General features: G+C 63.7%; 10 protein-coding genes. 7 read left to right on the plus strand and 3 right to left on the minus strand.

Going from position 1 to position 14,645, the window contains the following annotated elements; genetic code table 11:
- Nucleotides 1-33: 33 nt before the first annotated feature.
- The 4 genes from AA098_RS02025 to AA098_RS02040 all read left to right on the plus strand — a co-directional run bounded on the left by AA098_RS02025 (nucleotide 34) and on the right by AA098_RS02040 (nucleotide 8,235).
- Nucleotides 34-2,058, plus strand: a complete 2,025-nt coding sequence (locus AA098_RS02025) for a methyl-accepting chemotaxis protein (protein ID WP_223817433.1) — start codon at nucleotides 34-36, stop codon at nucleotides 2,056-2,058.
- Between the two features lie 12 nt (nucleotides 2,059-2,070).
- On the plus strand, nucleotides 2,071-7,011 hold the full coding sequence (locus tag AA098_RS02030; protein WP_064613771.1) for an Hpt domain-containing protein: 4,941 nt from the start codon (nucleotides 2,071-2,073) through the stop codon (nucleotides 7,009-7,011).
- Entirely contained in the window at nucleotides 7,004-7,477 is a 474-nt protein-coding gene (locus AA098_RS02035) for a chemotaxis protein CheW (protein WP_003249336.1), read from the plus strand. Before AA098_RS02030 ends, AA098_RS02035 begins: the two co-directional genes overlap by 8 nt.
- Nucleotides 7,478-7,617: 140 nt before the next feature.
- Complete coding sequence (locus tag AA098_RS02040) at nucleotides 7,618-8,235, plus strand: hemolysin III family protein (protein WP_003249338.1); 618 nt, start codon at nucleotides 7,618-7,620, stop codon at nucleotides 8,233-8,235.
- Here the strand turns inward: AA098_RS02040 and AA098_RS02045 are convergent, their stop codons facing one another.
- From AA098_RS02045 to AA098_RS02055, 3 genes are all read right to left on the minus strand, one after another.
- Nucleotides 8,236-8,955, minus strand: a complete 720-nt coding sequence (locus AA098_RS02045; RefSeq protein ID WP_003249340.1) for a 16S rRNA (uracil(1498)-N(3))-methyltransferase — start codon at nucleotides 8,953-8,955, stop codon at nucleotides 8,236-8,238.
- Nucleotides 8,956-9,103: 148 nt separating this feature from the next.
- Nucleotides 9,104-10,510: an adenosylmethionine--8-amino-7-oxononanoate transaminase gene (locus AA098_RS02050; RefSeq protein WP_003249342.1), complete on the minus strand. Its 1,407-nt coding sequence runs from the start codon at nucleotides 10,508-10,510 to the stop codon at nucleotides 9,104-9,106.
- A 79-nt stretch (nucleotides 10,511-10,589) separates the two neighbouring features.
- The gene (locus AA098_RS02055; RefSeq protein ID WP_003249344.1) at nucleotides 10,590-11,081 is read right to left on the minus strand and encodes a hypothetical protein; all 492 of its coding nucleotides are present in this window, start codon (nucleotides 11,079-11,081) and stop codon (nucleotides 10,590-10,592) included.
- A gap of 209 nt (nucleotides 11,082-11,290) precedes the next feature.
- Here AA098_RS02055 and AA098_RS02060 point away from each other — a divergent pair, with 209 nt between their 5' ends.
- From AA098_RS02060 to AA098_RS02070, 3 genes are all read left to right on the plus strand, one after another.
- A complete protein-coding gene (locus AA098_RS02060; protein ID WP_064613772.1) occupies nucleotides 11,291-13,150 on the plus strand; it encodes a flavin monoamine oxidase family protein in 1,860 nt (619 codons plus the stop codon).
- Between the two features lie 199 nt (nucleotides 13,151-13,349).
- A complete protein-coding gene (locus AA098_RS02065; RefSeq protein WP_003249347.1) occupies nucleotides 13,350-13,901 on the plus strand; it encodes a cytochrome b in 552 nt (183 codons plus the stop codon).
- Nucleotides 13,902-13,933: 32 nt separating this feature from the next.
- On the plus strand, nucleotides 13,934-14,512 hold the full coding sequence (locus AA098_RS02070) for a YceI family protein (protein WP_003249350.1): 579 nt from the start codon (nucleotides 13,934-13,936) through the stop codon (nucleotides 14,510-14,512).
- Nucleotides 14,513-14,645 lie beyond the last annotated feature (133 nt).

The following is a 14,645-nucleotide window of genomic DNA, read 5'->3' on the forward strand; positions in this document are numbered from 1 at the left end:
AACAAGCCTGCCACCCCCGTCACTGCCACCACCGTGAGCCCACGTACCCGCAGCATCGCGCAGATCACCGTGCTGTTCCTGATCCTGATCCTTTCGATCATCTTGCTGTTCGCCAACTTTGCTTACCTGAATACCCAATCCAACTACGACAAGCAGTACATCGGCCATGCCGGCGAGCTGCGCGTGCTGTCGCAGCGTATCGCCAAGAACGCCACCGAGGCGGCCACCGGCAAGGCCCTGGCTTTCAAGCTGCTGTCGGATGCACGCAATGATTTCGAACGACGCTGGGGCTACCTGCGCCAGGGTGACAAGTCCACTGGCCTGCCGCCTGCGCCACCTTCGGTGCGTGACGAGATGGAATCGGTACGCCGCGACTGGGAAAACCTGCGCAAGAACACCGACATCATCCTGGCCAGCGAGCAGACCGTGCTGTCGCTGCACCAGGTGGCAGCGACCCTGGCCGAGACCGTGCCGCAGTTGCAGGTGGAATACGAAAAAGTGGTCGAGATCCTGCTGCAGAGCGGTGCCCCGGCCAATCAGGTTGCGGTGGCCCAGCGCCAGCTGTTGCTGGCCGAACGTATCCTTGGCTCGGTCAACACCGTGCTGGCCGGTGACGACAGCGCCGCCCAGGCGGCCGATGCCTTCGGCCGTGACGCCGGGCGCTTTGGCCAGGTGCTGGAGGGCATGCTCAATGGCAATGCGACAATCCAGATAACCCGCGTCGAGGACGCCGACGCGCGTGCGCGGCTGGCCGAAATCGCCGAGTTGTTCCAGTTTGTTGCCGGTTCGGTGGATGAAATCCTCGAAACCTCGCCCGAACTGTTCCGTGTGCGGGAGGCTGCGGGCAACATCTTCAGCCTTTCGCAAACCCTGCTCGACGAAGCGTCGCACCTGGCGAACGGTTTCGAGAACCTGGCTGGCGGGCGCACCCTCGACACCGTTGGCGGCTATGCCCTGGGGCTGCTGGCGCTGGCCTCGATCATCCTCATCGGCCTGGTCATGGTGCGCACCACCAACCGCCAACTGCGCGAGACCGCAGAAAAGAACGAACGCAACCAGCAGGCCATCATGCGCCTGCTCGACGAAATCGAAGAGCTGGCAGATGGCGACCTGACGGTGACCGTATCGGTGACTGAAGACTTTACCGGCGCCATTGCCGACTCGATCAACTATTCCGTGGACCAGTTGCGCGACCTGGTCGCCACCATCAACCACAGTGCAATGCAGGTCGCTGCCGCCGTGCAGGACACGCAGAACACTGCGCGGCAGCTGGCCAAGGCCTCCGAGCACCAGGCTGCACAGATCAGCGAGGCGTCCGAGGCGGTGGGTGACATGGTCGAGTCGATCGATCGGGTTTCGGCGCATGCTTACGAATCGGCCAAGGTGGCCGAGCGTTCGGTGGCCATCGCCAACAAGGGCAACGAGGTGGTGCACAACACCATCAACGGCATGGACAACATTCGCGAGCAGATCCAGGACACCGCCAAGCGGATCAAGCGCCTGGGCGAGTCCTCACAGGAAATCGGCGATATCGTCAGCCTGATCGACGACATTGCCGACCAGACCAACATTCTTGCCCTGAACGCCGCTATCCAGGCCTCGCTGGCCGGTGAGGCCGGCCGCGGATTTGCCGTGGTTGCCGACGAGGTGCAGCGCCTGGCTGAGCGCTCATCGTCTGCCACCCGCCAGATCGAGGCGCTGGTGCGTACCATCCAGGCCGATACCAACGAAGCGGTGATCTCCATGGAGCAGACCACTGCCGAAGTGGTGCGTGGTGCACGCCTGGCCCAGGATGCCGGGGTGGCGCTGGCCGAGATCGAAGGGGTATCGCAGAACCTCGCCGACCTTATCCACAGCATCTCCGACGCTGCCCAGTTGCAGACCTCGTCGGCCGGGCAGATCTCCCACACCATGGCGGTGATCCAGCAGATTACCGCGCAAACCTCTGCCGGCTCCGGTGCCACCGCCGACAGCATCCGCCACTTGGCCCGCATGGCCAGCGAGATGCGCCGTTCGGTGTCCGGTTTCACCCTGCCACCACCGACCGAGCCGCGTTAAGGAATAGTGACCATGGCTTCTGCAGTAAGCCCCGAGCGTCACGAAACAGTGGCGCTGGCCTGGACCAAGGCCGCCATCCTCGATTGCCTGGGCCAGGCACGGCAGGCGCTGGAGCGCTTTGCCGGCGAGACGGGTGACCTGTCGATGATGGCTTTTGTGGTCGATAACCTGCACCAGGTGCACGGCTGCCTGCGCATGCTCGAACTGCGCGGCGCCACGCGCCTGGCCGAGGAGCTGGAGCTGTTCGCCAAGGCATTGGCCGACGGCCAGGTCAGCCCCCGGGGTGATTGCCTGGGCGCATTGTTCCGCGGCCTGGAGCAGTTGCCCTCGTACCTGGAGCGGTTGCGCGGTGCCCGCCACGACCTGCCACTGGTCATGCTGCCGTTGCTCAACCAGCTGCGTGCCTGCCGTGGGGAGGAACCGCTGGCCCAGGCCAGCCTGATGACCGGTGCCGCCCAACGCTTTGCGGGTGACGATGACCTTGCCAACCTCGACCTGTCGCTGGGCAACTGGCGTGACCAGCTGCAGGCCGGGTCAGGGCGCGATGCGCTGCGTTCGGTGGTGACTGCACTGTGCGACGACTTGATGCGCATCAAGGAGCGCCTGGACCAGTACGGCCGCGGCGACCGTCAGCACAGCGAGCAGCTCGATGCGCTGCTGGCACCGTTGCGCCACGTGGCTGACACCCTGGCGGTACTGGGCTTTCAGCAACCGCGGCGGGTGATCATCGACCAGGTGTTGGCGTTGCAGGCATTGGCTCAGGGCGAGCGGGCGGTGGACGACGCGGTGTTGATGGACGTGGCGGGGGCCCTGCTGTACGTGGAGGCCTCCCTGAACGGCATGGTCGGCCCTTTGGAGGAAAGCGGCCAAGGCAGCCTGCCAGGCTCGGACCTGGCGGAGATACGCCAGCTGGTGCTGCATGAAGCGCTGAACGTGTTGCAGCAGGCCAAGGATCTGATCGGCGATTACCTGGAGTCCGACTGGCCCCGGCAACGCCTGCAACCCTTGCCGGGGCTGTTGCAGCAGATCCGCGGGGCACTGGCCATGTTGATGCTGCCCGCCGTGGCCGAGCTGTTTGTCGGCTGCGCAAGCTATGTGCAGCGTTGGTTGCAGCACCTGGAGGAAGAGCCGCCGGTTGATGAGCTGACGCACTTGGCTGAGGCGCTGAGCGCTGCCGAATGCTACCTGCAATGGCGGGCGGCCGACCCGCTGGCCGATGGCCAACCCTTTATCGAGATGGCGCGGGCCAGCTTGGCGGCGCTGGGTGTGCAGTGCGCGGTAGTTGGGGCCAGCGCAGACCTGGACGGCAGTGGCGACGGCATCGATGACGAGCTTCGCGAGGTGTTCCTTGATGAAGCGGGCGAGCTGCTGCCGGAAATCGAGCGCCACTGGCTTCGCTGGCGTGCCGACAACCAGCAGCGCGAGGCGCTGGGCGAAGTGCGTCGCGCGCTGCATACACTCAAAGGCAGTGGCCGCATGGTGCATGCCGAGGCGGTGGCTGAACTGGCCTGGGGCGCCGAGCACCTGCTGAACCGGGTGCTCGAGGGCCGCAGCGTGCTCACCCCGGAAGGGGTTGTAGCGCTGCAGCAGGTGTTCGTTCACCTGCCTGACTTGCTGGCCGACTTTGCCGCCGGCCAGTTGCCGCAACTGACTGAAATCGAGCAATTGGCCGGGCACCTGCACAGCCTGGCCGAAAACGATGCCCCGGCGGCTGCCGGTGTCGATGGCCTCGATCCGCAGTTGCTGGGCATTTTTCGTACCGAGGCGCAGGGCCATCTGGCCAGCCTTGAGGTTTATCTGCAAAGCGCCGGTGGCCACGACACGCCGGTCAGCGATGACTTGCAGCGTGCCTTGCACACGCTCAAAGGCAGTGCCGCCATGGCCGGGGTGATGCCGGTCGCCGAACTGGCCACCGCCTTCGACCGCCTGGCCCGTGAATACAAGGGTCATCAACTGCCACTGCAAATGGCCGAGATGGAGTGGCTGGAAGCTGCGCGGTCGTTGTTCCATCTGGGCTTGGCGCAACTCGATAGCACACCGCTGGCCGCCATTCCCGGCGCCGCGGAACTGATCGAGCAGGTGGGCCAGGCCGTGGACGGCCGCCTGGCCAGTCTGCATGAAGACTCGCACCCTGCCGGCCGCAGCAAGCGTGATCCGCAGTTGGTCGCCAGCTTCCTGGCGCAGGCCATGGACATTCTGCTCGATGCAGAGACGTTGTTGTCGCGCTGGCAGCAACAGCCCGCCCAGCGTGACGCACTGGATAACCTGCTCGACCAGATGACCACCTTGGGGCACGCCGCGCACCTGGCCGACCTGTGGCAGATGGATGAGGTGTGCGAGGCGTTGCTGGACCTGTATGGCGCGGTGGAGGAGGGCAGCCTGCCTGCCGATTCCCGCTTCTTCAGCCAGGCCCAGCGGGCCCATGAGGCCTTGCTGGACATGCTGGACGAAGTGGCGGCCGGGCAGGATATTCCACCGCGCCCGGAGCTGGTCGACAGCCTGCGCAACCTGCTGGACCAGGCCCTGGCGCCGGATGCCACCGGCCTGGTGGGCATCGATACGGTCACACCGCTGCACCCGGACATGGACCTGGCCGATACCTTGGGGCTGCCGCACCCGCCGTTGCAGCCGCAGGTGGCAGAGCCGCTTGCCGAGGAGCCGGAAAGCCCCGGCGAAGAGCTGCTGGAAGTGTTCCTGGAAGAAAGCTCGGACATCGTCGAGAGCGCCGCGGCGGCTCTGGCGCGCTGGCAGGCCGACCCGCGCAGCAGCGTCGAGGTGGACAACCTGATGCGCGACCTGCACACCCTCAAAGGCGTGGCGCGCATGGTCGAAATCACCCCGATCGGCGACCTGGCCCACGAACTGGAGTTCCTCTACGAGCTGTTGGCTGCGGGTAGATTGCCGCCAAGCGCGCCACTGTTCGCACTGCTGCAGAACTGCCACGACCGGCTGGCGCATATGCTTGACGCTGTGCGCCTGGGGCAGCCGCTGCATGCCGCCACGGCGCTGATCGACTACATTCGCAACTTCAGCAGCGCCGCACTGACAGACACTGCCGCAGGCCAGGGGCCGCCAGAAGCTGCAACCGCCGAAGTTCCGGCAGCAGCACCAGAGCGGGCACCGGGTGACATGGTCAAGGTCGACGCCGAGCTGCTCGACGACCTGGGTAACCTGGCCGGCGAGCACTCGATCATCCGGGGGCGCATCGAGCAGCAGGTCAACGACGCGCAGTTCGCCCTCAACGAAATGGAAACCACACTCGAGCGCATGCGTGATCAGTTGCTGCGTCTGGATGTCGAGACCCAGGGGCGAATCTCCAGCCGGCAGCAGTTCGAAGGCGATGCCTATGACGACTTCGACCCGCTGGAAATGGACCGCCACTCCCAGCTGCAGCAGCTGTCACGGGCCCTCTTCGAGTCTGCCTCGGACCTGCTGGACCTGAAGGAGACCCTGGCTCAGCGCGCTCAGGAGGCCTACAGCCTGCTGCAGCAGCAGGCGCGGGTGAACAGCCAGTTGCAGGAGGGCCTGACTGCCACCCTGATGGTGCCGTTCGAGCGCCTGGTGCCGCGCTTGCAGCGCGTGGTGCGGCAGGTGGCCAGCGAGCTGGGCAAGCAGGTGGAACTGGTGGTTGGCAATGCCGAGGGCGAACTGGACCGCAGTGTGCTGGAGCGTATGGTGGCGCCGCTGGAGCATATGCTGCGCAACGCCGTTGACCACGGCCTGGAAAGCCGCGCAATGCGCCTGGCCGCCGGCAAGCCGGAGCAGGGCACCATTCACCTGAATTTGCTGCATGAGGGCGCCGATATCGTCATCGAAATGACGGATGATGGTGCTGGCGTGCCACTGGAAGCGGTGCGGCGCAAGGCCATCAAGCGCGGCCTATTGGACCCGCAGGCGCAGTTGAGTGACCACGAAATCCTGCAGTTCATCCTGCGGCCAGGCTTTTCCACCGCCGAAAAGATTACCCAGATTTCCGGGCGTGGGCTGGGCATGGATGTGGTGCACGAGGAGGTCAAGCAACTGGGTGGCTCGATGAGTATCGAGTCGGCGCCGGGCAAGGGGGCGCGTTTCCTGATCCGCCTGCCGTTCACCGTGTCGATCAACCGTGCGCTGATGGTGCACCTGGGCGAAGAGCAATACGCCATTCCGCTCAATACCATCGAGGGCATCGTCCGCGTGCCACCTGCCGAGCTTGCGGCGTGCTACCAGCTGGACTCGCCGCGCTATGTCTATGCCGGCCACGAATACGAGCTGCGCTACCTGGGCGAGTTGCTGCAAGGCCTGCCGCGCCCGGCGCTGCTGGGGCAAAGTGTGCCGTTGCCGGTGCTGCTGGTGCATTCCAAGGAGCAGTCGTTCGCCATCCAGGCCGACAACCTGTCGCCCAGCCGTGAGATCGTGGTGAAAAGCCTGGGGCCGCAGTTTGCCGCGGTTGCCGGGTTATCGGGGGCGACACTGCTGGGCGATGGCCGGGTGGTACTGATTCTTGACCTGCTGGGCCAGCTGCGCGGCCAGCAGCGACGGCTGGCCCGCCTGCCCGGAGGCGGTAGCCAACGCCAGTTGCTTGGCCCGGCACCGCGCCGTGCCTTGCTGGTGATGGTGGTGGACGATTCGGTAACCGTACGCAAGGTGACCAGCCGCCTGCTGGAGCGCCACGGCATGAGCGTGCTCACGGCCAAGGATGGCGTCGATGCCATGGCCCTGCTGGAAGAGCACCGGCCCGACGTGTTGTTGCTGGACATCGAAATGCCGCGCATGGACGGCTTCGAGGTGGCCACACGCATCCGCCGTGACGCACGGTTGAAAGACTTGCCGATCATCATGATCACCTCGCGTACCGGGCAGAAGCACCGGGACCGCGCCATGGCCATCGGCGTCAACGAATACCTGGGCAAGCCGTACCAGGAGTCGCTGCTGTTGCAGAGCATCGCCCATTGGAGCCAGGCCCATGCTTGAACTGATTTCCGGCCAGCGCAGCAGCCTGACCGGGCTGTTGCTACCGTTGGGGGACCGCACGCTGGTGTTGCCCAACGTGGCGGTGGCCGAGTTGAGCGGGCAGCGTAACCTGGTGTGCCAGCATGGCGACCCCGCCTGGCACCTGGGGTGGATTGACTGGCGTCAGCAACGCCTGCCGTTGATCGGTTTCGAGGCCGCGTGCGGTGGTGAGACGCCGTGCGGGGAGCGGGCTCGCGTGGTGGTGCTCAATGCTTTGGGCGATACCGGCTTGCGGTACCTGGCGCTGTTGCTGCAGGACATTCCGCGCTCGTGCAAGCTCGACAGCCAGCTGAACTACGTGGATGTGGCGCTGGGCAGGTTGGAGCTGGCGGCGGTGCAGGTGGGTGAGCAGGTGGCGCGGGTACCGGACCTGGTCGCCTTGGAAAGGCTGGTGCGTGACGCGGATCTGCAACCTGACCTTGGTTAGGATGTGAGGCGCAGGGCCTCTTCGCGGGTAAACCCGCTCCTACAATGGCTGCGCGCTCAGTTGTAGGAGCGGGTTTACCCGCGAAGGGGTCATCAACATCACAACAGGAACCCAGCCCACCTCAGGAGGTCTGTGTTTGCATGTATTACGGTGAACGCTTCAACGCCTGGACCCACCTGGTCGGTGCCGTCCTCGCTGCTATTGGTGCCATCTGGCTGATCGTGGTCGCGGGCCTGCAAGGCGACCCGTGGAAGATCGTCAGCTTCTCCATCTACGGCGGCACGCTGCTGTTGCTGTACAGCATCTCCACCCTGTACCACAGCACCCGTGGGCGGGCGAAAGTGATCATGCGCAAGCTCGACCACCTGTCGATCTATCTGCTGATTGCCGGCAGCTACACGCCGTTTTGCCTGGTCAGCCTGCGCGGCCCTTGGGGATGGAGCCTGTTCGGTGTGGTCTGGGGGCTGGCGATCATCGGCATGTTGCAAGAGATCAAGCCGCGCTCCGAGGCGCGTATCCTGTCGATCATCATCTACGCAGTGATGGGCTGGATCGTGCTGGTGGCAGTCAAACCACTGCTGAACTCGCTGGGCACTGCAGGCTTCGCCTGGCTGGCTGCCGGCGGCGTGTTCTACACCGTCGGCATCATTTTCTTCGCCTTCGACAGCCGTTTCCGCCATTGGCATGGCATCTGGCACCTGTTCGTGATCGCTGGCAGCCTGATGCACTTCGTGGCGGTGTCGTTCTACGTGCGCTAGTTAAAAATCGCCCCACAACTGCTGTGCCACCGACAGCGCCACCACCGGCGCGGTCTCGGTGCGCAGCACGCGCGGGCCAAGGCGTGCTGCGTGGAAGCCGGCGGCTTTGGCCTGCTCGACTTCGGCCTCGCTAAGGCCGCCTTCGGGGCCGATCACGAAGGCCAGTGTTGCGGGCTTTTCATGGCTGGTGAGCGGCTCGGCCACCGGGTGCAGGACCAGTTTCAGGTCAGCCTTGGTGCTGCTCAACCATTCCGCCAGGGGCACGGGTGGGTGAATGACTGGCAAGGTAGAACGCCCGCATTGTTCACAGGCGCTGATCGCCACTTGGCGCCAGTGGGCCAGGCGCTTGTCGGCGCGTTCGTCTTTCAGGCGCACTTCGCAGCGTTCGCTGACGATCGGGGTGATTTCGTTGGCGCCAAGTTCGGTGGCCTTCTGGATCGCCCAGTCCATGCGCTCGCCACGGGAGAGGCCCTGGCCCAGGTGCACATGCAGCGGTGAATCGGCCTGGCCGGCAAAGGCCTGGTCAAGGCTGACGCGGACAGTTTTCTTGCCCACCTCGAGCAACTGACCACGGAATTCCTGGCCGCTGCCATCGAACAGCTGCACGGCGTCGCCGGGTGCCATGCGCAGCACGCGGCCAATGTAATGGGCCTGGGCCTCGGGCAGGTCGTGCTCGCCAAGGCTCAGGGGGGCGTCGATGAAGAAGCGGGACAGTCTCATGGGTTTGCTCGGTAAATAGAGAGACGCAGATCCCCTGTGGGAGCGGGCGTGCCCGCGAATCAGGCGCCGCGGTGCCTGGCAAGGGCTTCGCCCTTGTTCGCGGGCTCGCCCGCTCCCACAGGAAAAGTGGTGTGGCGAATTGCCGGGCCTAGCCCGGGTCGCGGAAGTCGGGGTGGAAGTTGGCCGGCACTGCGACACTGACGCTGTCGCGGGTGGCGATATCGATGCCTTCGCTGGCCACTTCGGCAAGGAAGTCGATCTGCTCGGGGGTGATCACGTACGGCGGCAGGAAATACACCACGCTGCCCAGCGGTCGCAGCAGGGCGCCGCGGGTCAGGGCGTGCTCGAACACCTTCAGGCCACGGCGCTCCTGCCAGGGGTAGGCCACCTTGCCTGCCTTGTCTTGAACCATTTCGATGGCCAGGGCCATGCCAGTCTGGCGTATTTCGGCAACATGAGCATGATCGGCCAAATGTGCAGTGGCTGTGGCCATGCGCGTGGCCAGGGCCTTGTTGGCCTCGATCACGTTGTCCTGCTCGAAGATATCCAGGGTCGCCAGCGCTGCAGCGCACGCCAGCGGGTTGCCGGTGTAGCTGTGCGAGTGCAGGAACGCGCGCAGTGTCGGGTAGTCGTCGTAGAACGCCTGGTACACCTTGTCGGTGGTCAGGCAGGCGGCCAGCGGCAGGTAGCCGCCGGTCAGGGCCTTGGACAGGCACAGGAAATCCGGGCGGATGCCGGCTTGCTCGCAGGCGAACATCGTGCCGGTGCGGCCGAAGCCCACGGCGATCTCGTCATGGATCAGATGCACGTCGTAGCGGTCGCAGGCCTCGCGCAACAACTTGAGGTACACCGGGTGGTACATGCGCATGCCACCGGCACCCTGTATCAGCGGCTCGACGATCACGGCGCTGATCGAGGCGTGGTGTTCGGCCAGGGTCTGCTCCATGGCCTGGAACATGTTGCGCGAGTGCTCTTCCCAGCTCATGCCCTCGGGGCGCAGGTAGCAGTCAGGGCTTGGCACCTTGAGGGTGTCGAGCAGCAGCGCCTTGTAGGTTTCGGTGAACAGCGGCACATCACCCACCGACATGGCGGCAATGGTTTCGCCGTGATAGCTGTTGGTCAGGGTGACGAAGCGCTTCTTGTCCGGTTTGCCGATGTTCTGCCAGTAGTGGAAGCTCATCTTCAGCGCCACCTCGATGCACGACGAGCCATTGTCGGCATAGAACACCCGGTCGAGACCGGCCGGGGTCATGGCGACCAGGCGCTCGGACAGCTCGATCACTGGCTGATGACTGAAACCGGCCAGGATCACGTGCTCGAGCTGGTCGACCTGGTCCTTGATGCGCTGGTTGATGCGCGGGTTGGCATGGCCGAAGACGTTGACCCACCAACTGCTCACCGCATCCAGATAGCGTTTGCCCTCGAAGTCTTCCAGCCACACGCCTTCGCCGCGCTTGATCGGGATCAGCGGCAGCTGCTCGTGGTCTTTCATCTGGGTACAGGGGTGCCACAGGACCTTGAGGTCGCGTTGCATCCACTGATCATTGAGGCCCATGGGCACTTCTCCTGGCTTTGCGGCGTGGTTCGACCGCGTAAGCCTAAGCAATGCCGCAGGGCAGGACAACCGCTGCCGTTCAATGGCGGTGGGTGCCGGTCCATTCCAGCTTGCGGATATGCACGGTGCCGGCGTGCGAGGTGGAGATGGTCAGGCGCCGAAAGGGGCCGTCAATCACCTGGTAGTAGGGGTGTGTAGCGATCGGGCCCGGGCGAGCGTCCCGGAAGCCGCTACCTTCGAGGGTGAGCCAGTAAAAAATGCGAGGGGATGGCGCAACCAGGTCATAGTCGATGTTCTCGGCATCGAACAACATGTGCAGGTCTTCGCTCAGAAAGTCGCTGACTACGTAGTATTCCAGCCGCAGGGACTCGACCTCTTGAGCGAACGCAATCGAAATTTCGCTGTGTTCACCAATGACCAGCTCGGTACCGTCCTCGCCCTTGAAGGCTTCGTGAAAGCCGATCCAGGACGTGCTGCTGGCGTGGAAGCTCAGGCCTGAGGCTGTGCGAAGTGTCTGCCTGTGTAACAGAAGCTGCCGCTCCACTTGGTTGAAACGCTCCTCGAAGATCATGCGCAGCCCCCCCTGGCGGGCTTTTGGCCATCTTCGCCAGCTTCGCCTACCACCCTGTGACGTGGCTACTGGCAAAAATGTCAGTTGCCAAAAGGACTTGATGTCACTGCGCTGGCAGGGTGACCGGACCTGACGTATTCTTAACGCATCTTCCCGGGGCATTCCTGCCTCTCCCCGTTTCTGTAACCTCTGACTCGGAGTTCGCCGACATGGCTGCTGCTTGGGTGCGCCTGTGCGCGTTGGTATTGATTGGTGTGTCCAGCGGCGCTGCGCTGGCAAAAGACAAGACGCCCACGGCGATTGTCGTGGGGGGTGGCCTGGCAGGCCTGACGGCAGCCTACGAGCTGCAGAACAAAGGCTGGCAGGTGACCCTGCTGGAGGCCAAGGCGGGCATGGGCGGGCGTTCGGGCCTGGCCACCAGCGAGTGGATCGGCAACGCCAAGGCACAGCCGGTGCTCAACCAGTACCTCGACCGTTTCAAGCTTGAAACACTGCCGGCGCCCGAGTTCGTGCGTACCCCGGGTTACTTGATTGACGGCGAATACTTCAGCGCCAGCGACCTGGCCACCAAGCAACCGGCCACTGCTGAGGCGCTCAAGCGTTACGAGAAAACCCTTGATGACCTGGCCCGTTCGATCGATGACCCGCTGAACCCGCAGGCAACCAGCACGCTGTTCGCCCTTGACCAGATCAACGTCTCCACCTGGCTGGACAAACTGCAACTGCCGGCCACCGCCCGTCAGTTGATCAATCAGCAGATCCGCACCCGCTACGATGAACCGTCGCGCCTGTCGCTGCTGTACTTCGCCCAGCAGAACCGCGTGTACCGCGGCGTCAGCGACCGCGACCTGCGCGCCGCGCGCCTGCCCGGTGGCAGCCCGGTGCTGGCCCAGGCTTTCGTCAAGCAGTTGAAAACCATCAAGACCAGCTCGCCGGTTACCGCCATTGTCCAGGACAAGGATGGTGTCACGGTAAAAGTCGGCAGCGTCGGCTACAAGGCGGATTATCTGGTCATGGCTGTGCCCCTGCGCGCGCTGGCCAAGATTCAGATGACCCCTGGCCTGGACAGCCAACACCTGGCGGCGCTCAAGGGCACCAACTATGGTTGGCGCGACCAGATCATGCTCAAGTTCAAGAAACCCGTATGGGAAAGCCGCGCACGCATGTCGGGCGAAATCTTCAGTAACGCCGGCCTCGGCATGCTGTGGGTCGAACCGGCGCTCAAGGGTGGTGCCAATGTGGTGATCAACCTGTCTGGCGATAACGCTCGCCTGCTGCAGGCGTTTGGTGAAAAGCAGATGGTCGACCAGGTGTTGATCCGTCTGCATGCGTTCTACCCACAGGCCCGTGGTGCTTTCACCGGTTACGAGGTCAAGCGATACAGCGCGGACGCTGGCACGGGTGGTGCCTACCTGGCCTACGGTCCGGGGCAGATCAGCAAATACTGGCGCCTGTGGGAACGTCCGGTGCAGCGCATTACCTTTGCCGGTGAGCACACGGATGCCCTGTATCCGGGCACTCTGGAAGGCGCCCTGCGCAGTGGCCAGCGTGCGGCCAGCCAGGCACAGGACCTGTTGGCCGGCAAGTCGTTCGACCCGGCCAAGGCGCTGCCGGTTGCGGCGGCGGCAGGTGCGGTGGCCGCCAAGGAGAGCAAGGGCGGATTCTTCTCCAATATGTTCGGCGGTTCGTCCGACAAGGGCGACAAAGCTGACAAGGCGCCGGCCAAAGCTGAACTTAAGCAGGCCGAAGAGGCCAAGCAGGACAAGCCAGGCTTCTTCAAGCGCCTGTTTGGTGGGGCGCAAACGCCAGAGATGAAGGCTGAGCCAATAGCCAAGGCTGAGGAAGTGGCGCCTGCACCTGCGCCCGCTCCACAGGCGGCTCCGGCTCCTGCCGCGCCTGCGCCTGTAGCCAAGGAAGCGGCCGCCAAGCCTGCGGCAACCAAAGCCGCTCCCGCCAAGCATGCGCCCGCGCACAAGCCAGCCCACAAGCCTGCCGAGACGAAGAAGGCGACAGCCAAGTCGGAGCCTGCGAAGAAGGCTGTAACCAATACCCAGGCCAAGGCGGGCTGATCGATCGACAGTGTCGGCCTGTTCGCAGCCTAAGGGCCGACACTGCAACCCGAACTCTCCGACTATCGTTAATGTTTTCTTAATGGTCAGCTAACAGAATAAATATCGGATTCCTCGATAATCCAAAGCAATTTTTTCCGCTTTTCTTCGATACGTTACGCGTTAGTCTGTGCATAGCTTTCACGGGGAAACACGCAACATGCAACTGCGCAATTCACCTTCTCGCTACGGCGTGGTCAGCATCATCCTGCACTGGGGCGTGGCGCTGGCAGTTTTCGGCCTGTTCGGCCTGGGCTTGTGGATGGTCGGCCTCGACTACTACAGCCCTTGGCGCAAAGCTGGCCCGGACCTGCACAAGAGCATCGGCCTGGTGCTGCTGGCGGTGATGCTGCTGCGGGTAGTCTGGCGTTTCATCAGCCCGCCACCACCGGCACCCACCAACCACGGCGCAATCACACGCCTGGCGGCCAAGCTGGGCCACCTGGCCCTGTACCTTGGTCTGTTTGCGGTGATGGCTGCCGGTTACCTGATTTCCACCGCCGACGGCGTCGGCATTCCGGTGTTCGGCCTGTTCGAAGTGCCGGCACTGATCAGCGACCTGCCTGACCAGGCAGATGTGGCGGGTGTGGTTCATTTGTGGCTGGCTTGGGGGCTGGTGATTTTTGCCGTGCTGCATGCCCTTGCCGCGCTCAAGCATCATTTCATCGACCGTGACGCGACCCTGACTCGCATGCTGGGCCGCAAAGCTTGACTCTCAACCTCAATTACACAGGAAGGAACAGGATGTTGAAAAAGACTTTTGCCGCTCTGGCGCTCGGTACCGCTCTGCTCTCTGCTGGCCAGGCCATGGCTGCCGAGTACAAGATCGACAAGGAAGGCCAGCACGCGTTCGTTGACTGGAAAATCAGCCACCTGGGCTACAGCTTTATCCACGGTACTTTCAAGGATTTCGACGGCAACTTCAGCTGGGACAGTGCCAAGCCTGAAGCCAGCAAGATTAGCGTCGACTTGAAAACTGCCAGCCTGTGGTCGAACCACGCCGAGCGTGACAAGCACATCGCCAGCGCCGACTTCCTCGACGTGAAGAAGTACCCGGACGCCAAATTCGTCTCCACCAGCGTCAAGTCGACTGGCGACAAGACGGCTGACGTGACCGGCGACCTGACCATGCACGGTGTCACCAAACCGGTGACGTTCAAGGCTACCTTCAACGGTGAAGGCAAGGACCCATGGGGTGGCGAGCGCGCTGGCTTCAACGCCACCACCACGCTGAACCTGAACGACTTCGGCATCAAAGGCCCAGGTGCTACTTCGCAGACCCTGGACCTGGATATCAGTGTCGAAGGTGTGAAGCAGAAGTAATTTCTGCCAGCTGAAAACCGAGGGGGCCGCTTTGCGGCCCTATCACGACACAAGGCCGCTCCTGCAGAGATCAAGAAATTCTCTGCAGGAGCGGCCTTGTGTCGTGATAGGGCTGCGAAGCAGCCCCCTCGGT

Origin of the sequence: Pseudomonas sp. JY-Q, assembly GCF_001655295.1 — a bacterium.
GTDB lineage: Bacteria > Pseudomonadota > Gammaproteobacteria > Pseudomonadales > Pseudomonadaceae > Aquipseudomonas > Aquipseudomonas alloputida.